Origin of the sequence: Dyella choica (genome assembly GCF_003977665.1) — a bacterium.
In the GTDB taxonomy this organism is placed as follows: Bacteria; Pseudomonadota; Gammaproteobacteria; order Xanthomonadales; family Rhodanobacteraceae; genus Dyella_B; species Dyella_B choica.
In genome coordinates this window covers 38,440-60,381 of the sequence record NZ_RYYV01000017.1, presented here as the reverse complement: position 1 = coordinate 60,381, position 21,942 = coordinate 38,440, and the positions used below count along the sequence as shown (strand labels likewise).

General features: G+C 62.1%; 14 protein-coding genes. 1 reads left to right on the top strand and 13 read right to left on the bottom strand.

Annotated features, from left to right (window positions below):
- Positions 1–78: 78 nt before the first annotated feature.
- The 9 genes from EKH80_RS18440 to EKH80_RS18400 all read right to left on the bottom strand — a co-directional run bounded on the left by EKH80_RS18440 (position 79) and on the right by EKH80_RS18400 (position 10,122).
- Positions 79–2,163 (bottom strand): S46 family peptidase, encoded by a 2,085-nt coding sequence (locus EKH80_RS18440; RefSeq protein ID WP_230473799.1) that lies wholly within the window; start codon positions 2,161–2,163, stop codon positions 79–81.
- A gap of 475 nt (positions 2,164–2,638) precedes the next feature.
- Positions 2,639–3,625 carry a DedA family protein/thiosulfate sulfurtransferase GlpE gene (locus EKH80_RS18435; RefSeq protein ID WP_230473798.1) on the bottom strand — a complete coding sequence of 329 codons (987 nt, stop codon included), beginning with the start codon at positions 3,623–3,625 and terminating at the stop codon, positions 2,639–2,641.
- Between the two features lie 193 nt (positions 3,626–3,818).
- Positions 3,819–4,523 (bottom strand): aquaporin Z, encoded by a 705-nt coding sequence (aqpZ, locus tag EKH80_RS18430; protein WP_126686260.1) that lies wholly within the window; start codon positions 4,521–4,523, stop codon positions 3,819–3,821.
- 266 nt (positions 4,524–4,789) lie between these two features.
- Positions 4,790–5,158, bottom strand: a complete 369-nt coding sequence (locus tag EKH80_RS18425) for an HU family DNA-binding protein (protein ID WP_126686259.1) — start codon at positions 5,156–5,158, stop codon at positions 4,790–4,792.
- A gap of 141 nt (positions 5,159–5,299) precedes the next feature.
- Complete coding sequence (locus EKH80_RS18420) at positions 5,300–6,040, bottom strand: sulfite exporter TauE/SafE family protein (protein WP_126686294.1); 741 nt, start codon at positions 6,038–6,040, stop codon at positions 5,300–5,302.
- A 496-nt stretch (positions 6,041–6,536) separates the two neighbouring features.
- Complete coding sequence (locus tag EKH80_RS18415; protein WP_126686258.1) at positions 6,537–7,088, bottom strand: c-type cytochrome; 552 nt, start codon at positions 7,086–7,088, stop codon at positions 6,537–6,539.
- A gap of 9 nt (positions 7,089–7,097) precedes the next feature.
- Positions 7,098–7,877 carry a copper resistance protein B gene (locus tag EKH80_RS18410; RefSeq protein ID WP_126686257.1) on the bottom strand — a complete coding sequence of 260 codons (780 nt, stop codon included), beginning with the start codon at positions 7,875–7,877 and terminating at the stop codon, positions 7,098–7,100.
- On the bottom strand, positions 7,874–9,643 hold the full coding sequence (locus EKH80_RS18405) for a copper resistance system multicopper oxidase (protein WP_126686256.1): 1,770 nt from the start codon (positions 9,641–9,643) through the stop codon (positions 7,874–7,876). The genes EKH80_RS18410 and EKH80_RS18405 overlap by 4 nt, the downstream gene beginning before the upstream one ends.
- An 83-nt stretch (positions 9,644–9,726) precedes the next feature.
- The gene (locus tag EKH80_RS18400) at positions 9,727–10,122 is read right to left on the bottom strand and encodes a hypothetical protein (protein ID WP_126686255.1); all 396 of its coding nucleotides are present in this window, start codon (positions 10,120–10,122) and stop codon (positions 9,727–9,729) included.
- A gap of 140 nt (positions 10,123–10,262) precedes the next feature.
- Here EKH80_RS18400 and EKH80_RS18395 point away from each other — a divergent pair, with 140 nt between their 5' ends.
- Positions 10,263–11,204 (top strand): MBL fold metallo-hydrolase, encoded by a 942-nt coding sequence (locus EKH80_RS18395; RefSeq protein WP_230473797.1) that lies wholly within the window; start codon positions 10,263–10,265, stop codon positions 11,202–11,204.
- Between the two features lie 113 nt (positions 11,205–11,317).
- Here the strand turns inward: EKH80_RS18395 and EKH80_RS18390 are convergent, their stop codons facing one another.
- The 4 genes from EKH80_RS18390 to EKH80_RS18375 form a co-directional block, all read right to left on the bottom strand.
- Complete coding sequence (locus tag EKH80_RS18390) at positions 11,318–11,671, bottom strand: tRNA-binding protein (protein ID WP_126686254.1); 354 nt, start codon at positions 11,669–11,671, stop codon at positions 11,318–11,320.
- Complete coding sequence (locus EKH80_RS18385) at positions 11,668–12,957, bottom strand: NAD(P)/FAD-dependent oxidoreductase (RefSeq protein WP_126686253.1); 1,290 nt, start codon at positions 12,955–12,957, stop codon at positions 11,668–11,670. Before EKH80_RS18385 ends, EKH80_RS18390 begins: the two co-directional genes overlap by 4 nt.
- Positions 12,958–13,069: 112 nt before the next feature.
- Positions 13,070–15,448 (bottom strand): penicillin-binding protein 1C, encoded by a 2,379-nt coding sequence (pbpC, locus tag EKH80_RS18380; RefSeq protein ID WP_126686252.1) that lies wholly within the window; start codon positions 15,446–15,448, stop codon positions 13,070–13,072.
- 137 nt (positions 15,449–15,585) lie between these two features.
- Positions 15,586–21,618: an alpha-2-macroglobulin family protein gene (locus tag EKH80_RS18375; RefSeq protein WP_230473796.1), complete on the bottom strand. Its 6,033-nt coding sequence runs from the start codon at positions 21,616–21,618 to the stop codon at positions 15,586–15,588.
- Positions 21,619–21,942: the final 324 nt, after the last annotated feature.

Here is a 21,942-nt window from a genome sequence, read left to right as displayed (position 1 = left end):
ACCCAGCCTACGAACCTCGGACATTGTCGCGAGGTTGCTCCACTCCACCTAGCCCTCCCCTAGTGCATCGCTAGCAGCTTACAGGTGACCTTGCGTCAACTCATCCGCAAGACGCGGCAAGTTGTAGACCTTGCGCACTGATTCCACCAGCACGGCGGTATCCACCGCCACGGTGCGATTGTTGCTGCCGTCGTAGACGAAATCGCCGCCGAGCGAATGGATGTTGCCGTCGAAGACCAGGCCTACGGCATGTCCTTCGCGATCGATCACGGCGCTGCCGGAGTTGCCGCCGATGATGTCGTTGTCGGTGACGAAATTCATCGGTGTGTTCGCATTCAGCTTGCCCTCGGCCTTGACCCAGCTGTCGGGCAACTGGAACGGATCGGCGCCGGTAGCGCGCTTGTACAAGCCGCCGATATAGGTGAAAGGCGGTACCGGCGCACCGTTTTCATTCCAACCCACCACTTTGCCGTAGGACAGGCGCAACGTGAAGGTGGCATCCGGATAGCTGGACATGCCTTCGCGGTCGAAGCGTGCCTTGGCGATGGTTTCATCGGCCTTGTCGGTGGGTGCGGTGACTTCATCCTCGTACGCCTTGCGCACCTGGCGCGCTTCCGGATCGATCTGCCGCACGAGTTTGATCATCGAATCGTTGGACGCTTCGACCGCCTTTTCGCCACCATCCCACAGGTGCTTGCGTACCGCGGGATCTGCCAGTTGGGTGCCACTCACCAATTGTTGTGAGAGCTGATCGGGCGATTGCTTGCCGAGCACCTCATGCACGGTGGAATCGTCCGCCCCTAGTACCTGACGCAGCTTTTCCAGCGACCAGGACAGCAAGGTCTGCTCGTAGTGCGGATAGACCGGCGCATTCGATTCCAGCGTGTGTTCCACCGCCGGCAGATTGGCTTCACGGAACTGCGGCAGGCGCTCACCATCGGGCTTGCCGCGTTCAGCCGCGGCGCGTACCAAGGTGCGCGCATATTCGAACAGTTCACCTGCCCGGCTGTTGAAGCCCGCACCCGCTTCCAGCATGTCGTAGCGCGCCCTCAAGTCCTTGCTGCTCTGCTGGGCGCGTTCCAGCTCAGCCCAGGGGTCGCCGTATTTGGCACGTCGATCCGGTGTGGCCGCCATCCATTCGCGCAAGGTCGCATCCTGCTTCTTCTTATGCTCGATGAAGTTCTCATCGGCCAAGGTTTGCAGCCAGCCATTGAACACCTTGATGCTGTTTTCGATGTAGAAGCGCGCTTCCTGCGCTTCCTTTCCCTGCTCCGCGCCGGCACGGCCGTATTGCCACAGCACGCCGCGCAGCTCGGACAGGAAACCGAAGAACGGTACCAGCCGCGCGTCGCGCATCGCCGCCAGTTGGACCCACGGAATGCCGCGTTGGGTCTGGCCCGGATTGCCGATCACGAAGGTCATGTCGCCCGCCTTGGGGCCTTGCGGCGAAAACTTGAAGAACTGCGGGGTGCTGGCCGGCTTGTTGTCGACGTAAGCCCGGAAGAACGTCACGTCCAGGTCGTAGCGCGGAAAGTTGAAGTTGTCCGGATCGCCGCCAAAGAAGGCGATGCTCTGCTCGGGGGCGAACACCAGACGCACATCCTGGTAACGGCGGTACTTGTACAGCGCATAGCGGCCGCCGTTGTAAAGTGTGATCACGTCGCAGCGCCAAGTCTTGGCATCGCCGTCGACGCAGGATTGCTCCAGTCTACTGTCGATTGCACGCTCGGCTTTTACGCGCTCGGCGCCGGTCTTGCCGGCCGTAGCCGCATTCACTTGCGTGGTGACGTCGATGATGGACTCGAGCTGGTTGAGTTCGACGTCCGGGCATTTCGGCTCGTCTTCCTGCTTGAGCGCGATGTAGCCGTTGGACATGTAGTCCTCGCGGCCCTTGGAGAGTTGCGACAAGCAAGTGTTGGCACAGTGGTGATTGGTCATCACCAGACCGTTGGCCGACACGAACGAGCCGGTGCACCCTTCGGCGAGCCGCAATGCCGCATGCTGCACCAGATCTATCCACCGCTGGCTCGGCGTAAAGCCGTAGCGCTGCTGCATTTGCTTGGCTGGCAGGTGGTCCAGTGTCCACATGCCTTCGTCTGCCACGGCGGTGCCCGCCCCCATCGCAAGCAGACCGGTCAATGCCATACCCAGAAATCGCTTCATGGCTGGTTCCCCGCAAGGGCGCAATGCGCCGGAGACAGTGAGGATCGAGCGACTGTTACAGAATAACAATAAGTCCGGCGACATGCCTGCCATAGCCGGCACACCCCCATGCCGCCATCGTTCCTTATACACCCATCGAGGCACAGGCATGAAAAAGGCCGTCTGAAGTTCAGTGCTGCTTGCGCTGAGGGTGGCGAGTGCTCCCCACGCCTAAGCCGATTTTCGATGGCAAGACGATGATGTCATCGTCACCGCGTCCAAACCGCGTCGCACGTTTCTATCTTCAACGTGGATGGTGACGGCTACGTCAGCCAGCCCAGCGGCGTCACGATCGGCCATTCCGCGACGAACGGCATCGCCATCGTGCGTGGCGATGATGATCTGGACGATGGATGGCTAATGCGTAGGCTGGGATGGCCACCCCAGCATCCGGCGTCGCCAGGGAGCCGGGATTGCCATCCCAGCCTGCGTACACTCAATGCGCGTGACCTGACACGACTGCCCGGGGCACGGCGACCGACTGCACCGCCAGGTGCTCTATGGCATAACCAGCATCGGCCCACGCGTCGAGTCCGCCCAGCAGCGGACGCACCTTCCGGTAGCCCAACATGATCAGCCCCTTCGCCGCCGTGGCGGCCGAGACTTCGTTTGGGCAGCTGCAATAGATCACCAGCTCCTGATCGATCGGCACATGCTTGAGCTCCTGCTCAATGCCGCCGAGGTTCGCCATCAGGGCGCCGGGAATGATGCGGCTGTCGGCCAGCCGCGCAGCCTGCGAGCGCACGTCTACTACCACCGGTGCCTTGCCGTCCTCGACCAGACGGTGGAGTTCATCCACGTTGATGCGCGCCAGCCGCAAGGCCAGCAGCAGCCGTTTGCGCTGCCACCATTTCACGACAATGTAGGCGAACAGCAGTGTAGCCAGCACTTCCACCGCCACCGTGCCGGCGCTGGCCAGCGCGAACAGCACGCGGTCGATCTGCTGCGAAAACACGTAACCCAGGCCGACGATCAGGCCGATCCAGAGCAGCGAGCCCAACGCATCGAGCAGCATGAACACTTGCGGCCGCAGCCTCATCGCGCCCATCAGCGGCGGCGCGATGGTGGAAAGACCCGGCACGAACTTGGCGATCAGCAGGATCCGGCCGCGCCAGCGCTGAAAGCGCAGTTCCGATTGCTTGACGCAGGAATCGGGCGAAAGCGAAATGCGGCACAGCGTGCGCATGACAGACGCGCCATAACGGCGGCCCGCGATGTACCAGGCAAAATCGCTGATCAGGCACGCCAATAACGCCACCAGCACCACCCCGCCCAGCGGCAACCTACCGGTGGATGACAGCGCCCCCGCCACCACCAGGGCCGGCACCGCCGGCAACGGCAAGCCCGCCTGCTCCACCAGTACGTTGAGGAAGATCAACAGCAAGCCGTATTCGGCAATCAGTTCGATGATCGCATGCGTCACCGGAATCACCTCGGGTCGGGACGCCTGCATCGTTGGGGTTGGCGAGGTGAATTGCAAGATGGTTTACGAGGGTTTTGCAGCCCATAAAGCTGCCCGCCTCTTTCGCAGCTCCCTCCCCTGCTTGCAGGGGAGGGAGTGGAGGTCGCAAGCAAACCGACAGCTCAGGCGTTACTTACATCTGGCTGAACACTCGTCACGCTCGCCTGGAGTCTTCACCCAGCAAAAAGCGGAAGATCAGGCCGCCCGCTGCGCCGCCCAGCAGTGGCACCACCCAGAACATCCACAGTTGCTGCAGCGCCCAGGTACCCTGGAACACCGCCACGCCGGTGCTGCGCGCCGGGTTCACCGAAGTGTTGGTGACCGGGATGCTGATCAGGTGGATCAGGGTGAGCGCCAGACCGATCGCCAACGGGCCGAAGCCGGCCGGTGCGCGACGGTCGGTGGCACCGTGGATCACGATCAGGAACATCGCGGTAAGCACGAATTCGCTCACCATGCACGCCTGCAACGAATAACCGCCAGGCGAATGCTCGCCGTAGCCGTTTGAGGCAAAGCCGCTCGCGGTGGCGTCGAACCCCGGCTTGCCGCTGGCGATCAGGTAGAGCACGGCGGCGGCGGCGATCGCACCGATCACCTGCACGAGGATGTAAGGAATGACATCTTTGCCGCTGAAGCGGCCCCCAAAGAACAGGCCCAGCGTGACCGCGGGATTGAAATGCGCTCCGGAAATGCCCGCGCAGGCATAGGCCATGGTGACCACGGTAAGGCCGAATGCCAGCGCCACGCCGGCAAAACCGATCCCCAGATTCGGAACCGCCGCCGCCAAAACCGCGCTACCGCAGCCACCCAGCACCAACCAAAAAGTGCCCAAAAACTCCGCACTCAGTCGCTTGAACATCACTGTCGTCTCCCATGAATGAAACGGTGAGCGAGACCACGCTACTTGACTTGCGCGGCTGCCTTACGTCCCCCTTGATTCCCTGCGGACACTTCCTTGGCCCTCAAGGACATGCGCGTAATACCACGCTGCCGGTTTGGACGAAAGAGGATTGGCGCGCAGCGCGGGATGGGAGTGCACATAAAAAACGGGATGCGCCGCCTCGCGGTGACGCATCCCGTGGTTTGCTTGCAGCCGCTGCTTGGCACAACGGCTCTAGGCGAGGATCAGAGCGCAGCGTCCTTGAGCTTCTTCAGCGGACGGATCTTGACCTTCACGGTGGCCGGCTTGGCGGCGAACCACTGCTCTTCCTTCGTGAAGGGGTTGATGCCCTTGCGCCGCGGCTTGGCGGGCACATTGACAGCGGTGACCTTCAGCAGACCAGGCAGGGTGAACATGCCGGCGCCCTTCTTATGAATCGAGGCATGCACCACGCCTTCCAGCGCGGACAGAACGCCACGCACTTCCTTGGATGCAAGACCCGTGGTTTCCGCCAGATGCGCAACCAGACCGGACTTGCTCAGCGCATCCTTGATCGGCTTCGGAGCTGCGGCGGCCTTGGACGCCGACTTGCTTTTTGCTGCCTTCTTTGCCATGGACTACCCCATCGTTATTTGGATTGTTGAAATATGCCTTTCGGCGAGCGAAATGTAGGGGAAATTTGTGCTCTCGCCAACTAGCCACGGCAAAAAAGGCCCAAAAAGATGCACTCGGACAGACCCGCGAGCCGAAAACCCCTACGGAAGCAAGCTTTTTGCCAGCATGAAAAGGGCCACCGCAACGATCACGGCAGCAAAAAGCATGCTGAGCATGCCCCGCACGGCGGACAATTTTTCAGCCACCCACGAACCCAGCCAGCCGCCTGCCATGCCGCCGGCCACGAATTTCCATGCCATCGACCACGCTACCCAGCCGGACGCCGCGTAGTTGAAGGCAGCCGTCAGGCCGAATGCGCCGACGCAAAACAAGGAAGTGCCGATCGCTTCAATGATTGCCATGCCGCTGGCGAACACCAGGCTGGGCACGATCAGGAAACCGCCGCCAATGCCGAAGAATCCCGCCAGTCCGCCGGCAGCGAATCCCGCCGCGCCAAGGCGGGGAAACATGTTGCGGTGCAGTTGGACCTTGCCGTCGTGAGCATGCCTGCCGCGCAGCATCAGCGCGGCGATCACCAGCATCAACAGCGCAAACAACACCAGCAGATGCCGGCCATCGATCAGCTTGCCCAGGCTCGAACCCAAGTAAGCGCCCAACACCCCGGTAGCAGCGAAGGCAAAGGCTGCCCGCCAGCGCACATGGCCGGCCCGCGCGTGCGGTAGCAGATTGGCAAAGGCATTGGTGGCCACCGCCAGCGCGCTGGTCCCGATCGCCTCGTGCGGATTGCTCAGGCCCACCACATATAGCAGCAACGGCATGGCGAGAATCGAACCGCCACCGCCGATCAATGCAAGCGAAAAGCCGACGAGCGATCCGCACATAACAGCCAGCAGGTCGTGCAATGAAAACAAGAGATCGCCTCACGCTCGCTCCGGGACCATGCGTATTAAACCGTAATCCGCGCGAGCATGAATACCCAAGCGCTGGTCTTCCCCTGCGGCATTTCCACGGGATTTCAGCCGGGGAAAAACACCCCGTGTAGATGAGTTCTTCATTTTGCTATCACCGCAGCTGCCATAAAGCTCTACTGTTCCAACAGGCACCGAGGGGCGTGTCAGGTATCACTGCAAGCCGTGCAACCGCAGATTGGGACCAACCTCAAGAGATTGCGGCAAGACCCCCAGGATCCCCTTCCATGCACGATGAGGCGCGTCATGCGCCGCCGGCTGCTGCGCGAGGGCTACATCAGCCTGCCGAGTACGTGTTTACCCGCGTGGTGGGGCTGGTGGCCGATTGCGGCGAAGCTTGAAGGCACGCCTACACAAGGAGGACGAGTACCGCCGGCCGCAAACCGATCGGCCGCAACCAGCCTACTCATCAATGCGAAGGCATGTCGTCATGGTCATGCCCCATGTCCATGTCTTCATCCGGCGGCGCCTTGGCGACGATGTCCTTGTACTGCGCCGGCGTCATGCCGGGCAGCTTGCGCACGAAGGCGACGATGCTCCAGATGGTCTGGTCGTCGTGCGTGGCGCCCCAGGCCGGCATGGCGGTCAGCTTGATGCCATGCTTGATGACCCAGAACGCCTCACGCGGATCGATAGGTTCCTGGCCCAGCACGGGCGGCTGCGGATAAAGGCCGGCACGCAGTTCCGAATCGTGCATACCCGGCGCCAGATGGCAACCGGTGCACATGGCCGCGTATTGGCCCGCACCTTTTAGTATCAGCGCAGGGTCGTCCAGCTTGGGCACGCTGATGGATTCGGCCTGATGCTCGATCGAGCGGTCCCTAGCCATGTCCAAAAAGCGATACGTAGCGGGCCAATGCGGAACATCCGCGCCTACGTTGTAATAACCCGACCAGGCATAAGCAAAGCCGAGCAAGGCCAGAATCACGGCGACCGCCAGTGTGCTGATGATGGTTTTCATGACTTTTCCCTAGAACCAGAAACGGATGCCGGCGACGAATTGCCGATCGAAGACGCTCTCGCGGTCCGCGCGGGTGAACGTAGCCGTGGTAGCGAAGCGGCGGGACCATACCACGCCGACATAAGGTGCAAATTGCCGCGTGATTTCGTAGCGAAGACGTAGCCCCAGCTGGGTATCGGAGACACCGCTGCCGATGCGTTGCGCCGGATCATCCTTGCTGTAGAGATTGATTTCGAACTCCGGCTGCAGCATAAGGCGTTGGGTGAAACGCAAGGTGTATTCCGCGCGCAGGCGTGCCGCGACACGCCCCTGGTTGCTGAGGTAGCTCGTTGCTTCCAGTTCGAACCAGTAGGGCGCCAGTCCTTCCACGCCGAATGCAGCCCAGTTGCGTTGCGGCCCGATACCCAGGTCATGGCGCACGCCCAGCTGCGTATTCCAAAAGGCCGAAACGGCATGACCCCACAGCGCTTCGAGATCGCCGCGCTCGATGCGCCGATGACTGCCCTCCCCTTCGCTGCGCAACCACAGTTTGTCGCTGTCGTTGCCGTACCAGGCCTCGGCTTCCCACGCCGGGCCGTTGCCATTATGGCCATGGCTCAATTCCAGTTGGTCGACGAGCAGCATGCCGTAACTGGCATTGTCATGCATGTCCATGTTTTGCATGGCCGGGGACGGCTCGTCGTGATGGGTCATCGACATGGCGTCTTGCGCCATGGCGGTGCAAGGCAGTGTGAGCGCTACGCATGCTAGCCACGCGCGCCGCCATCCTGCATAAGTGCGTCGATTCATGCCACCACCACCTCGCGGAACATGCCCGCCTGCATGTGAAACAACATGTGGCAGTGGTAGGCCCAACGCCCCGGATTGTCGGCAGTGACCGCATAGCTGATCTGCTGCGCCGGCTGTACGCTGACCGTATGCTTGCGTAGCTGGAAATCGCCGGCGGCATTTTCCACCTCGCTCCACATGCCATGCAGATGGATCGGGTGATGCATCATGGTGTCATTGACCAGCACGATGCGCAGCCGCTCGCCGTGGCGGAAGCGAACGGGTTGGGCGTCGGAGAATTTCACGCCGTCGAATGACCACATGTAACGCTCCATGTTGCCGGTCAGGCGCAGCGTGATGTCGCGCTCCGGCTCGCGCTGGTCGATCGGGCCACCGATCGTATGTAGATCGGCGTAGGTCAGCACGCGGCGGCCGTTGTCGCGCAAACCCACGCCGGGATCGTCCAGATTCGTGCGCGGCGCCGGCACGCGCATGTCCACGCCGGGCCCTGTCTTCAGCTGGGTGGCGAATGCGTGATCGTCCATCGCCATGCCGGGCATGTCCTGCATGTTTGGCATGTCGTTCATGGCTTCGTGATGCATGCCCTGCATGCCGCTGTGCCCACCTCTTCCCGGCGAGGCCGCGCCTCCCATCATGTCCTGCATGCCCACCCATACGCGCGGATCCATCGCCGGCACGTCGGCTTGCATGCCTGGGCGCGGCGCCAGCGTGCCGCGCGCGTAGCCGCTGCGATCAATGGTTTGGGCGAACAGGCTGTACGCACGATCTTCCTGCGGCTCGACGATGACGTCGTAGGTCTCGGCGGGGGCGATGCGCAATTCGTCCACCGTCACCGGCTCGACGTCTTGCCCGTCGGCGCTGACCACACTCATCTTCAGGCCTGGGATGCGCAGGTCGAAAATGGTCATGCCCGAACCATTGATCACGCGCAATCGCAGCTTTTCGCCGGGACGGAACAGGCCGGTCCAATTGCCTGCCGGCGTAAATCCGTTCATCAGGTACGTGTAGGTGTAAGCGGTCACGTCGCTGAGGTCGGTCGGATTCATGCGCATGGCATTCCACATGCGGCGCTTGGCGAAGGCTTCGCGCAGCCCCAGGTGCTGCGCGTCGCGAACGAAATCGGCCACGCTCGGCTGGGCGGTGTTGTAGTAGCCGCTGCTTTTCTTCAGGCGTGCATAGATGCTGGCCGGATGGTCGTCGCTCCAGTCATTGAGCATCACCACGTAGTCGCGATCGGCGGCGAAACGTTCGCTGCCTTGCGGATCGATGATCAAGGCGCCGAGCAGCCCGGTCTGTTCCTGATACCCCGAATGCGCGTGGTACCAGTAGGTACCGGACTGCCGTACGTTGAAGCGGTAGACGAAGCTTGCCCCGGGAGCAATGCCTCCGAAACTGATGCCGGGCACGCCATCCATGTCGAATGGAAGAATGATGCCGTGCCAATGGATGGAGGTCGGCACAAGCAAGCGGTTGGTCACCCGCAAGCGGACTTCGCTGCCTTGCTTCCAGCGCAGGATGGGCCCTGGCAGGCTGCCGTTGACGGTGGTGGCGATGCCGGGCTTGCCGGTGTAGTTCACTCGCGTCTGGCCAATGTCCAGGGCGAAATCCGTGCCGCTGAGCACGGTGGAGCTGGCGAAACTGCCGGAGGCGATGGCGCCGGTCGGCCGCAGCAGGCCCAGCGCGGCCGCGGCGCCGCCCAGGGCAAGGCCCTGGACGAATCGCCGCCGCGCCACATCGACCGCTGGCGGCGGGTAGAAGCTGTTCATGTGGTGACTCCCAATGCGAAGCGAAACATCGCGGCGAATCGCGCTCGATGCGCGTGCCGGCGGTTAACCATGTGATGGACGCTTCAGACAGCGGGTGGTCGCAAGGGAGGGATCAGATCAGGGGTGGGGGCATCGGCGCTGCGCATCGAAGCGCGAATCACGGCCAGTCGTGTCGGTCCGTACAATGCCGCCACGGAGGGAAGCAGGGCCGCAGCGCACATGGCCTCGCAATGGCAAGCCGCGTGGGTCGTGTCACCACAGCAGTGATCGTTGTGCAAGCCATCTGCCGTGGTAGCGTCGGCATGCGTGGCATGGTCCATCATCATCGAAGCCATGCTGGCGACGTGGTGATCAGAGCCCGCCATGACGCCGGCCGAAACCGCCGGCATGGACACCGTCATCAGCGACCAAGCAAGCAAGGCCATCACGCGCAGTAGGCGCGAGGTGGTGAAGCGGCGCAAGGAAAACGACGGGGACATGGGTACAAGCTTATTGCCGGCAGGTCGTTGACGGCAACTCTGGAGCAGGTCCAGGCCGGCCGGGCAATGCTTCGGATCGCTCTTAAGAAAAGTGACGGCATGCTGGATTCAAGCACCGTATAGTTGCCCCTGCGACCCTCATGCTGCCTGCCATGACTTCCAACGGCATTCATACGATCGATACCGGTTTCGTCCGGCCGCAATTCGATGCGGCCTACCTGCTGGTTCACCAGCGGCATGCTGCCTTCATCGATTGCGGCACCAACCATTCCGTGCACCGCCTGCTGGCTGCGCTCGCCGCTGCCGGCCTAGATGCTTCGGAAGTGGATTGGCTGATCCTCACCCATGTGCATCTCGATCACGCCGGCGGCGCGGGCGAGCTGATGGCGCGACTGCCCAACGCCAGTTTGGTAGTGCATCCACGCGGCGCCCGTCACATGGCTGATCCTTCGCAGTTGTGGGCCGGCGCCACCGCAGTCTACGGCGAAGAGGTCATGCAGCAAGCCTACGGCCGGCTTCGCCCGGTACCGGCGGAACGCATTGTGGAAGCGCCCGACGGTCACTTTGTCGATCTGCAAGGCCGGCGTCTGCGCTGCCTCGATACGCCAGGGCACGCCAAGCATCACATGGCGATTTACGACGAACAGGCCAACGTGTGCTTTACCGGCGATACCTTCGGCCTCTCCTATCGCGAATTCGACACCCGGCAAGGGCCTTTCATCCTGCCGACTACCACGCCGGTGCAGTTCGATCCTCAAGCGCTGCATGCTTCGATTGGGCGCCTGCTGGCGCTCAAGCCCGACGCGATGTACCTCACCCACTTCGGGCGCGTCGAACAAGTCGAGCAGCTGGCGCACAAGCTGCATGAACTGATCGATGCGATGGTCGTGATTGCACTCGACGCCAGGGGCTCATCGGACCGCCACGCACGGCTGGTGCATGAATTGACGCAACTTTACGCCGCGCACACCGCGGAGCATGGCTGGCATGGTGATCGCGAAGCGTTGGTGCATTGGCTGGGGACGGATATCGAGCTCAATGCGCAAGGACTTGGCGTATGGCTGGATACGCTTGGCACGTAGGTTCGGGTGCAAACCCAATCATTGCCATCCGCGTGCCGCGCGATGTTGGTTTTTTCACCCCAACCTACGCAATCGCTCCGACGTAGAATCGGAGCGTCGGCTTGCTGCTCAGTTCAGGCGAGCCTCGTCCCATTCGGCACCGGGCGCTCGATGCTGGTGATCACCACGCCCTGCTCGGTGGGGAAGCCGGTCAGCAGGAATTGCGAGCGGAATGGCCCGATCTGCTTTTCCGGAAAATTGATCACCCCGACGATCTGCCGGCCGAGCAGTGTTTCGGGCGTATACAGCGTAGCGATCTGCGCGCTGGTCTTGCGCTCGCCGTAGGGACCGAAATCCGCCCATACCTTCCAGGCCGGCTTGTGCGCCTCGGGAAAGGCTTCCACGCGCGTGATGGTGCCCGCCACCATCAGTACCTTCTCGAAATCCGCCCAGCTGATTGCTTCCGTCGCCACTGTCTGCACGCTCATCCTTCGAGGCTCGTCTTGAACCAGTCGTTGAATTCCTGCCACCAGTAGCTGGCCTGAGCCGCCAGCAGGCCAAAGGGTTTGTAGGCATGCGCAAGGCCGTAATCGGCAAACTGCCGCCAGCCTTCATCGGCCTCGGCAATGGCCGCGGCCAGCAGTTCACCGGCTGCGCAAGTGGGCGCCAAGCCGTGACCGCCAAATGCCTGCGCCCACCATAGACCATCGCCGGCGGTGCCGATCTGCGGCATCTGGTGGCGCGCATAGCTCATCAAACCGGACCAGGCGTAGTCGGCGCGCAGGCCCTTCAAGCCCGGGAAAACGCGCAGCAGGTCGTGGGTCAGGACGCGCTGCACAGCCGCTGCGGAACGGTTGCGTATCGAGATCCTGCCACCCCACAGCAGCCGCGTATCGGGCAAGGGCCGGTAATAGTCGAAGGCGAAGCGCGTATCGTAGACGGCGGCACGCGTCTGAAGGCATTCATCCAAGCGATCGCCCAGCGGCTCCGTCACCATGACATAGGTGGCGATCGGCAATACGGCGCGATCGATTTGCCGGCGCAAACCAGCGAGATAGCCCCCACATGCCAAGACCACATGCTCGGCCTGCACTTCGCCTTGTGGCGTACTGATGCGCCAATGACTGCGTTCGCGGTGAAGGCGCCATACGTCGCTGTTCTCGTAAATGCGTACCCCCTTCTGCACGGCTGCCGCCGCGAGTCCGATGGCGTAGTTCAACGGATGCAAATGCAAGGCATTGCGTTCGTACAGTCCGTCGTAATAACGCTCGCTGCGCACCAGTTCGCGCAGTTCTTCCTGCGGCAGCCAATCCCATTGCACGCCGTACTGCTCGGCCAGCAATCGCTGCCGTTTGCGCAGTACGTTCGGATCACGGAACCAATTGGCCCAGATCACGCCCTGGTCGACCATGTCGCAAGCGATGGCGTAGCGTGTCACACGTTCGCGTATGCACTGCACCGCTGCGGTGGTGAGATCGAAGATGCGCTTGGCACGCTCGTCGCCCAACTGATGGCGCAACGCTTCCTCGCCCAGCGAATAACCCCCGAAGACGAAGCCGCCATTACGGCCCGAAGCGCCGAAGCCGACCTGCTCCCGCTCCAGCACGATGACATCGCGCACGCCACGCTCGGCGAGTCCCATGGCGGTATTCAGCCCGGCAAACCCGCCACCGATGATCGCAACGCGCGTCTCGACGCGGTCCTGCAGAGGTGCATGCGGCTCGTACGGCGTGGCCGTGGCGCGGTAATAGGACGGCACCGAGGCTTGCTTCATGGAGATGAACCGGGCGGTTAAGGGGGCGAGGATAGCGTAGGTTGGGGGGCAAACCCCAACATTGCGATGCTTGGCCGGATGCTGAGGTTGGGGCTTGCATCGCAACCTACGATTATTGAACCAGGGTCACGTCCAGGTTGCGCTGGTCGGCCAGCCCGTGGTCATCCACCACGCGCACCGTATAGCGCCCTGCCCCATGCGGCTGCCAATACAACGGCTCGCCGGGGGCGCTGCGGCCGACGTAGGCATCGTCGACGAACCAATATAAGTTGCGCACAGCCGCGTCGTTGGTCGCGGTAAAGGGTATGCTTTCCTCAGCCAGCTGCTTCAGGCGCAAGGTATAGGTGCTGCCGCGCAGGGGGGAAGTGATGCTAGGCGGCAGCCCGTTGACGCGCTCAGTGCCGTTGCAATGGGAATTTACCGGTGGGCTGCGGCGTGGCATACCGGCCTGCTGGAACACACGTTGCAGATCCGATGGCCAGAATTCGTAGACCTCCACGTGCGTGCGCTTACCGTCGTACGGAGGGCAGGCGGGCAAGCCGGTGGCTTCATCCATCACCACCGGGCGATAGATATTGTCGACGCGAATCGGCGATTTGCCGGGAATGAACCAGGCCGGCCCCTGCTGCGGACACCATTGGGTGGGCAGATTGCCGCTGGCCAGGCAGACCTGCACGCGCCGCAAACCGGCCGGCATGGCGCGAATCGGTTCGTCCAGCGGCACGTGTTCGGCGCGCAGCGCGTCGATGATCTGGAAGAACAACGGCGCAGCGGCTTCCACACCGACGAACGCAGGATTGCCGCTGCCGTCGAAATTGCCGATCCACACGACCAATACGTAGGGCCCGAAGCTGCCCGCTGTCCACGCATCGCGAAACGCCCATGAAGTGCCGGTTTTCCAGTACACCGGCAGGCGCAGTTCCTGCGCGCCGACCACGTCGTCCGGCCGGGGGTTCTGGCGCAGGATGTCCATCACCATGTAGCTGGCTTCACCACTCAAGAGCCGCGTTCCTTCCGGCTGAGGATCATCGGCGCTGAGGCGCAGCGGACGCAGCACGCCTCGATTGGCGAGCATGGCGTAGAGACCGGCCAGCTCCTGCATGCTCACCTCGCCGCCGCCCAGCACCAGCGACAGGCCGTAGTGCTGCTCGCTGGCCAGGCGGCCAATGCCCGCCTGCTGCAGGAAGTCGTAGAGACTGGGCTCGTGCAGCTGGGAGGCCACCCACACCGCTGGAATGTTGCGACTGCGGATCAACGCCTGCGTCGCAGTGATCGGCCCGAGAAAATTGCCGTCGAAGTTTTCCGGCGTATACGGTCCGAAGGCTGTCGGCACGTCACGCAGAACGGTTTGCGGATGCAGCACGCCCTGGTCGAAACCCAGTGCATAGATGAAAGGTTTCAGCGTCGAGCCCGGTGAGCGTTTTCCCAGCGTGCCGTTCACCTGCCCCTGGATGGCGGGATTGCGATAGTCGGCCGAGCCCACCATCGCCTTGATGCTCATGTCGCGGGTATCGACCAACAGGGCCGCCCCGTTGGCAATGCCGCTCGGCGCCTTGCGCTTTACGTATAAGGCGATCTGACGCTCCAGGATATGTTGCAGATCCAGATCCAGCGTAGTGGTTACGACGGCACTGCGAGTGCTGTCACTCAGCAACTGCGTAGCGAGCACCTGCTCCACGGCCTGCGGCGCTTCGAACGGCAGACGGCTGCGCGCACGAAGCGCCAACGGCAACGCGAACAGCGGCTTCAGTCCGGCATCCTGAGGGTGCCGAGGCAACCAAGCCCGGTACAGGCGGTTGCGTGCATCGGCCAATCCGTTGCTGATCAGCGCATTGTCCGCACCGTCTCCGCTCAACAGGTGTCGCGACGGATTTTGCGGGATCACCGCCAGCGTCAAGGCTTCGGGCAGGGTGAGCTGGCTGGCCGGCTTGCCGAAATACACCAGGCTGGCGGTGGCGACACCCTGGACATTGGCGCCATAGGGCGTGAAGTTGAGGTACGCCTCGAGGATGTCGTGCTTGGAATAGAACAATTCGAGCTGCGCGGCGCGCCCGATCTGGCGCAGCTTGCCCAGCGGTGTCCGTGTATTGAGCCCCCATAGCAGGCGCGCCAACTGCATCGTGACAGTCGAGCCTCCTTGCGGGGCGCGATGCCGCACGTAGGTAACCCAGGCGCCACGCAGCAAACCATAGGGGTTGATTCCCGGATGCCACGCATACCAGCGGTCCTCGTGCAGCAATACCCCGTCGACCAGTTGCGGGGAAATATCCTTCAAGGGCACCCACAGGCGATATTGCTGATCACTGGAGAGTGTCAGGCGCAACAGGTGTCCCTTGCTGTCGTAGACCGCCGTGGAAGATGGCAGCCAGCTGCGCAACGATGGGTGCGGCCACCAGCGACAACCAACCAGCGCGGCCAGCAGCAATGCCGCTGCGACGAGCCAGTTTTGCCAGCGCGCAATCCAGCGGCCGGCGCTGCGCAACAGTTTCATGAATGCGGACGTCTGCATGGGTACCAAAACAGCCAACACCTGCCTCAGATGCGTAGGCTGGGGTGTAAACCCCAGCCTTGCCATGCACGCACATCGCGATGTTGGGGCTTACACCCCCCTTCTGTCATTCGGCACGCTCAAGGCTTGTCCACCACTTTCAACGACGCCCCACCGGCCGAACGCGCCTGTAACGTACGCTCATACATTGACTCGGCATAGGCAGGCGGCACTGCGAAGGTACCCGCGTTCGTCGCACGGATGCGGTACACGAACTCGCGAACGTCCGGCGTCGCTTGGCCATAAATCACCACGCGATCCTCGCGAATATCCGCATACTCGGGCCGCCAGGTCGAGGAGTCCAATCCGATCGGCGAGCGCCACGCCTGCGGCGCGCTGGTATTGCTGTCCGCGTTGCCGTCGCTTCCGGTAGCCCCGTCCACGGCCGGAGGGGGTTCGATGACCGGCTCGAAGCCGCCGGGCAGCAAGTCCACGATGGCGACGTCGCCGACGGCGTCATGACCGATCGCACGTATCTTCACGTGCACGTCGATCTCTTCGCCCAAGGTTGCCGTGTCCAGACGCTTGCCTTGCTTATCGGTGTAGTCGCGCAGGATCTCGATACCGTTGGCGATCGCTTTGTCCGGCTGTACGCGATCGTAGCCGCTTTGGCTGGCAACACGCCAAGCCGGCAGGCTGCTTTGATTGAGGAAGCGCAGCTTGGTGGCAGCCGCATCCCAGCTCCCCGCCTGCAGCAAATCGCCCTGGAGGCTGGCGATGGATTTCACGCTACCGTCGGCATGCACCTCCTGGATGCCCAGCTTGTCCAGCTCCTTGCCCGTCTGGCTGGCATAGCTGTCCAAGGCCAGCACTGTCATGGCCGAAGAAAGCGTGTTGTAGCGGTCGTGCGCCAATGGCCAGGCTATGTTCTCGAACACGCGCGCCGGCAAGGCTTTCGCACGCTCGGGAAAATGCTTGGCGAGCAGGTACAGCACGCTCGCATCGCGTACCAGTGGGTCGTAGTAGTAAGTGTAGTCATAGGTGACATCGTCCTTGGGACGCTTCAATACCTGCTCCGGTCCGGCCATTAGGCGATTGGCCTCGTCCTCCTGCTTGAGCAACTTGTACGACGCGGCCAGCCATGCCGCGGCCAGGTCACTCTTCCATTCCTTGGGATAGGCCTCTTGCAAACGCTTCTGGATGGCTGCCAACGCATTGGTGGTGACGTTGCCTTGGCGAGTCAGCAGGTAGGCTGCATAGGCACGTTGGCGCAACTTGTCCATAGAATCCATGCCATCGTTGGCGGCAAGCTGCTGCAGGTACTTGTTGCCGGCGTCGATCATGTCTTGCGGCACCGAAGCACCGCGATCGCGTGCTTCGAGCAGCAAGTTCATCGCATAAGCCGAAACGAAAGGTTCGGAGTCGGGTGTCGCCGACCACAGGCCAAAGCCGCCTTCGCTGTTCTGGCGCGCATGCAGCACATCCACCAGCTTGGCCAACGCTTGCTGATTGCTGATCTCCTTCGCCTCTTCGCCGCCGAAGGCCGGCTGCAGGGCACGCGCGAACACCGGCACTTGCGGCCATTTGCTCACAATCAGGCGCGGCATCGCCATGCTCACCACCTGCTCGCTGCAATAATGCTGGTAGTTGACCAGATAGCTGGTAACACCTTGCGCCAGCACTATCGGCAGCGGCGAGATGGCTGCGTCGCGTGCAGCATAGGCGTCGAACATCTGCCGCACGGGCGTCAAATCCGCCTGGCTTTGGCTGAATACCTGGCCAACATCAACCTGGGTACGATAGGCCGCAGCCGGGCGTATCGATACGTCAACGCCTTGATGTGCGGATTTCCCGGCATAGGCCGCGGTGAACGCCAGATGTCCGGAGCCAAGCTTGTCGGTGGCCTTGACGCGGAACTTCACCACACCCTCGCGCATTTCCGCCAGGCTGATGTTCTGCGTCGCCACGCCCACCACCTGCAATTGCGCGCCGGTCTGAAGTCTCACCGCCACCGGTACCTGCTTGCCGCCGAGGCCGGTAAGGTTGTTGGCAACACCCACGCTCACCTCTACTTCATCGCCCGGCGCAAGCGTGGTCGGCACATTCGGCGAGAGCACGAAGTCGCCACGCACCGTCGTTGCGCCTTCATAAGTGCCAATGCGATCCGGCGATACCGCCACCGCCATCACGCGCAGCTTGCCGTTGAAGTAATCGGGCACGGTATAGGTGAAGTCCTTGTCGCCATCCACATCGACGATACCCGACCAGAACACCACCGGCTTGTCGCGCTTGCGCTTGAACGGGTTGAGCTGGCGGCCGATCGCCGCATCGGCATCGCCGCCCGGCGCGGCGGACAGGGCCATCAGCTTTTCAAAGTCCGGCAGGATCAGATCGAGGATCTGCGAAGTCTGTACTTCGAGCATCCTCTTGCGGAAGAAGTACTTCAGCGGATCGCCGAGCTTATAGCGCGCGACCTGCAGAATGCCTTCGTCCACCGCGAACACCACGGCCTTGGCCGGATGCTCCGCATGCAGCTTGAAGGTGACCGTTTCACCCGGCTTCACCAGGTCGGGCGAATCGACCTTGAGCGCATCTCGGCGCGCGTCCAGGTCCACCGAGAACGGCACCACCCCATAGCTCAGCGGACTCATGAAGATTTCGTCCGACGAGGGGTCGCGGATGAACTGCACGTTGATGTAGCCGTTGCCTTCGAAATCCTTCGGCAACGTGATCCGTTGCACTGAACTGGTGGTATCGGCATGGAACCACGCATGCGCGTACACCTTGTCGCGCTCGATGGTGATCAGGCCACTGCCCACATAAGGCGCACGAATGGAAATGTCGACGGTATCGCCGGGTTTGTAGTCGGCCTTGTCCAGGGTGAGCTGGAGCTCGGCGTTGCGATCCAGCGAGCGCGACAGGTTGGCATCGCCGGACACGGAATAGCTCACCCGGTTCACTTCCACGCCATCGCCGCTGCGCCGGATGACCAAGTCGTAGTCGCCAGGCTTGTCGGTATCCAGCGCGACATCGACACCACCGGCCGGAATATTCAGCGCCTGCGCGTGGACCGATATTTCCTTGAGCTTGGATTGGTATCGGTAGACGCCCGAGCCTTGCTTGGTCAGCACGGACACATAGCGCCGTTCGATCAACTCGGCCTTGAGGCCATCCAGTTTGATCGACTTCGCTTGCGGGTCGATCGCCACCAGATGCACTTTGCGCACCGCGTTGCGACTGATGTAGCTCAGGCTGTCGGCGCTTCGATACCCGACCAGCCAATCATTGCTCGAAACCAGCGATTGCGTCGCGGCAGCAACATTGCGTCCACCTTCGGGTTCGTGCACTTTGGCCACGAAGTACAGCTGATAGGTCGCATTGGCGTACTTGTTCAGATCCAGGTCGAACTCGGCATGGCCTTTGTCGTCTGTCTGGCCGTCCTGCAGGTTTTCCTCAAAACCTTGCTTGGCATAGTGGAGATCGTAGAAGTGGTAGTCGGGCCAGCTGCGGAACGATGACCCTGCAGGACGCAGCGTGAGCGAGGCTTCCACGCGGCGATCTGCCGCCGGCGTACCGAACAGGTTCTGCGCATCGACCAGCGCCTTCAGGCCGTCGGGCTTCACCCAGCCCTCCACGACCTGGCTGGACAGCTTGGCGGTGACCTTCATGCGGTCGGGCTGGAATTCCTTCACTTGCACGGTGGTGCTGCCGATCTGCGTGTCGGCCTTGCCATCGCGCACGATGTACAGGTTCACCGTCCAGGTACCGGTCGGCGCGGTCTCCCCCGGCGTATAAGCCAGTTCGCCGAAGCCCGAATCGTCCATTTGCAGCGGCATCTGCTTCACCGTGACACCGCGCGGATCGACCACTTCAGCCTGTAGCGGAATGCCCGCGACATTGCGTATCCAACTGGCGGCCCTGACGATCAGGCCGATATGGATGTCGTCGCCAGGACGGTAAATGCCCCGATCGGAGAACAGATAGGCGGACAGCGTGCCGGGATTGACGGCGCTGGCTTCGCCGCCGATGTCGAAGCGCGAATAGTCCAGTTGCCGGTCGCTGCCGCCAATCGGCAGGAACGACAGGTCTTCGCCCTTCTTCACTACAAACATGGCGGGACTTTTTTCACGCTCCAGACCCTTGAAGGTCGGGAAGTGCACAACGCCCTCGGCGCTAGTGTCTTGCGTAAACAGTGTTTGACCGTTGACCGCCAACACCGACACCGTGGCGCCTGCTACCGGCTGACCGCTGTGGATCGATTGCACGAACACGTCCTGGCTGCCGTCCAGCGAACGCTTCACCAGCATGCCGAGGTCGGTGACGACGATCAGGCGATAATCCTGGGTGGGGCTGGAGGAGTCTTCGCTTTCGCCATTCCCCCCTTCCTCCGTCGCGCTCGAATCAGCATTGACTGACGCATCGCTGGAAGGCGTGGTGCTGACGTCGGCGTCGGCGTCCGGTTGTGCTCCCGCGGGCGGCGGTGCAATGCCCTGCTTCGCGCGCGCCTTGGCCTTGGCGGCCTGCTCGGCCTGCTTCTTGGCCTGGGCCGGATCGAAGTCGGACAGGTGCAGCAGGAAGACGCCGCGTTTGCCCGATTGCAGGTATTGCCCCAAATCCACCCCTTCGTAGTGCGCGTGCAGGGGATCGTTGGTGGGGAAGGCGCGCGTTAGCTCAAAGCGATCGACAATGTGGTCTTCCGTGAAGCTGTAGGGCAATTGCGGATGCTTGTAGTCGCCTTGATTGAGGCTGACCAGATGCTGCAACTGGTCCGGCAGCACGCGACCGACTTGCAATCGCATGCCCACCAAGTTGCGCGATACCACGGAAACGCGCTTGCTGCCGCTGAGCGAAAGCAGCGAACCGTCGCCCATGAAGCGCAACAACTTCGGATAGTCGGGCACGGTGACCACCGCTGTGGCCGGCTTGCCCAGTACATAGCCGCCGAATGACTTCAGGCCGGTCTCGACGCGCACGTATACGTGCTGGCCCGGGTCCGCATGAAATTTGAAGCTTTGCAGTTCTTGATAGTCGTTTTCCGTCGGCACCACTTCCAGCGCCAAAGGTTTGGACTGGCGCAGAACGTCTTCACCGACTTGCTCGACGCTCCACGGATAGGTGCCTTGTGCGGGATTGTCTTCGTCCTGGCTGTCTTCGTCGCCGTCTTGTTTGGCGGCACGCGGCTTGTTGTCCGGCAGCACCCAGGCATGCACCAGCTTGGTCAGCTGGCTATCACGCACGGCACCGCTGACGTTGATCACCATCACCTGCTCGGGTTCGTACTTGTCGTTATCGACCAGGGTGGGACTGATGTCGTCCACGGTAAGGCTGTACAGGCCCGGCACGCGCACACTGGTATTGAGCTTGTCGTCGGAAGGATAGCCGCCGCGTGAGCTGCGTGCGCCGCTGTCGAGCGTCAACAATACCGCGCCATCATCGCGCGGCAGATCCAATGGTTGTGAATGAATCCAGGCACTGAGTTTGGTCGCGTCGTAGGTCACACTGAATTTCAGCGGCGTCGCCTTGAGATCGCCACGACCTTGCAAACTCAGCGCAATACGCTTTTCAAATTGGGCGGTGTCGACCGGGTAATTGAAATCAACCCGGATGATGGTTTTCTTGGCCGCGGGATCCTGCGGATCCTGATAGAACTCGCCTTTCCCCAGCGTGACTTTGAACGGTTTTGTCTCGAATTCAAAATGATCGTCGGCCATCAGCACGTGATGGGCAAACACTTTGGGGATGTCGAAGCGCACGGTGTAATGCTGCCCCACCGGCCAGTCCGCAGCCGGCGTGAAGCGCAGCGTCTTGTCGCCAATCCAGCTCCATCGGCCATTCACTTCCGGCTGCATGGCGATGCCGGCGGGGACCGGATTGCCGACCAGCTCGATGGGTGCGGCGGAAGCGGAGAAATCGATGTCCAGCGGATGGATCTCCATCCGGCTGTAGTCGGTGATGTTCGGTGCATGAACCGTCCAGGTGATGCGCTCCGGTTCCTTCGGACGCGGCCGATTCTTGTACCAGTGCCAGCCGAACCAGCCGCCGCCAGCGACCAGCGCAACCGCGGCAAAAACGCCCAGCGAATGCAGGGGGCGCCTGCGTACGGTGTCCATCCAGGCCGGCGCCGACCAGTTCACCTGGCCGACCAGCGGGCCGAGCAGCCACCCCAGCGCCATCAAGACAGCGCCCAGCAGCCGTACTGGAATCAGAAGCAGAAACCGCAGCAAATCCATAATGCGCCCTGTGTTCAATCCGTTAGTTGACCCGGCCGCTTGCCGGCCAGGCGCTCTTCATCGTAAGGGGAGCCTTATGCAGAAGGCATAAGACTTGCGTCGGCACGAGATTCCCCATGCCCAGGCTGCCGCTTGGATATGGCAGCTCGCGGACACGATTCTGGCACGATCCGGTAAGAGCATGACAGTGCAATAGCACTGGAGCCATCGTTCCCGCGCAAGCGGGAATGACGGCAGTGAGGATGACGCATCCTTGAAAATGGACTC

What these genes read in the sequence shown, in the direction of transcription:
- EKH80_RS18440 (WP_230473799.1), bottom strand. Translation starts at nt 2,163, where the DNA reads ATGAAGCGATTTCTGGGTATGGCATTGACCGGTCTGCTTGCGATGGGG.
- aqpZ (WP_126686260.1), bottom strand. Translation starts at nt 4,523, where the DNA reads ATGTTCAAGCGACTGAGTGCGGAGTTTTTGGGCACTTTTTGGTTGGTG.
- EKH80_RS18425 (WP_126686259.1), bottom strand. Translation starts at nt 5,158, where the DNA reads ATGGCAAAGAAGGCAGCAAAAAGCAAGTCGGCGTCCAAGGCCGCCGCA.
- EKH80_RS18420 (WP_126686294.1), bottom strand. Translation starts at nt 6,040, where the DNA reads ATGTGCGGATCGCTCGTCGGCTTTTCGCTTGCATTGATCGGCGGTGGC.
- EKH80_RS18415 (WP_126686258.1), bottom strand. Translation starts at nt 7,088, where the DNA reads ATGAAAACCATCATCAGCACACTGGCGGTCGCCGTGATTCTGGCCTTG.
- EKH80_RS18410 (WP_126686257.1), bottom strand. Translation starts at nt 7,877, where the DNA reads ATGAATCGACGCACTTATGCAGGATGGCGGCGCGCGTGGCTAGCATGC.
- EKH80_RS18405 (WP_126686256.1), bottom strand. Translation starts at nt 9,643, where the DNA reads ATGAACAGCTTCTACCCGCCGCCAGCGGTCGATGTGGCGCGGCGGCGA.
- EKH80_RS18400 (WP_126686255.1), bottom strand. Translation starts at nt 10,122, where the DNA reads ATGTCCCCGTCGTTTTCCTTGCGCCGCTTCACCACCTCGCGCCTACTG.
- EKH80_RS18395 (WP_230473797.1), top strand. Translation starts at nt 10,263, where the DNA reads ATGCTGCCTGCCATGACTTCCAACGGCATTCATACGATCGATACCGGT.
- EKH80_RS18390 (WP_126686254.1), bottom strand. Translation starts at nt 11,671, where the DNA reads ATGAGCGTGCAGACAGTGGCGACGGAAGCAATCAGCTGGGCGGATTTC.
- EKH80_RS18385 (WP_126686253.1), bottom strand. Translation starts at nt 12,957, where the DNA reads ATGAAGCAAGCCTCGGTGCCGTCCTATTACCGCGCCACGGCCACGCCG.
- pbpC (WP_126686252.1), bottom strand. Translation starts at nt 15,448, where the DNA reads ATGAAACTGTTGCGCAGCGCCGGCCGCTGGATTGCGCGCTGGCAAAAC.
- EKH80_RS18375 (WP_230473796.1), bottom strand. Translation starts at nt 21,618, where the DNA reads ATGGCGCTGGGGTGGCTGCTCGGCCCGCTGGTCGGCCAGGTGAACTGG.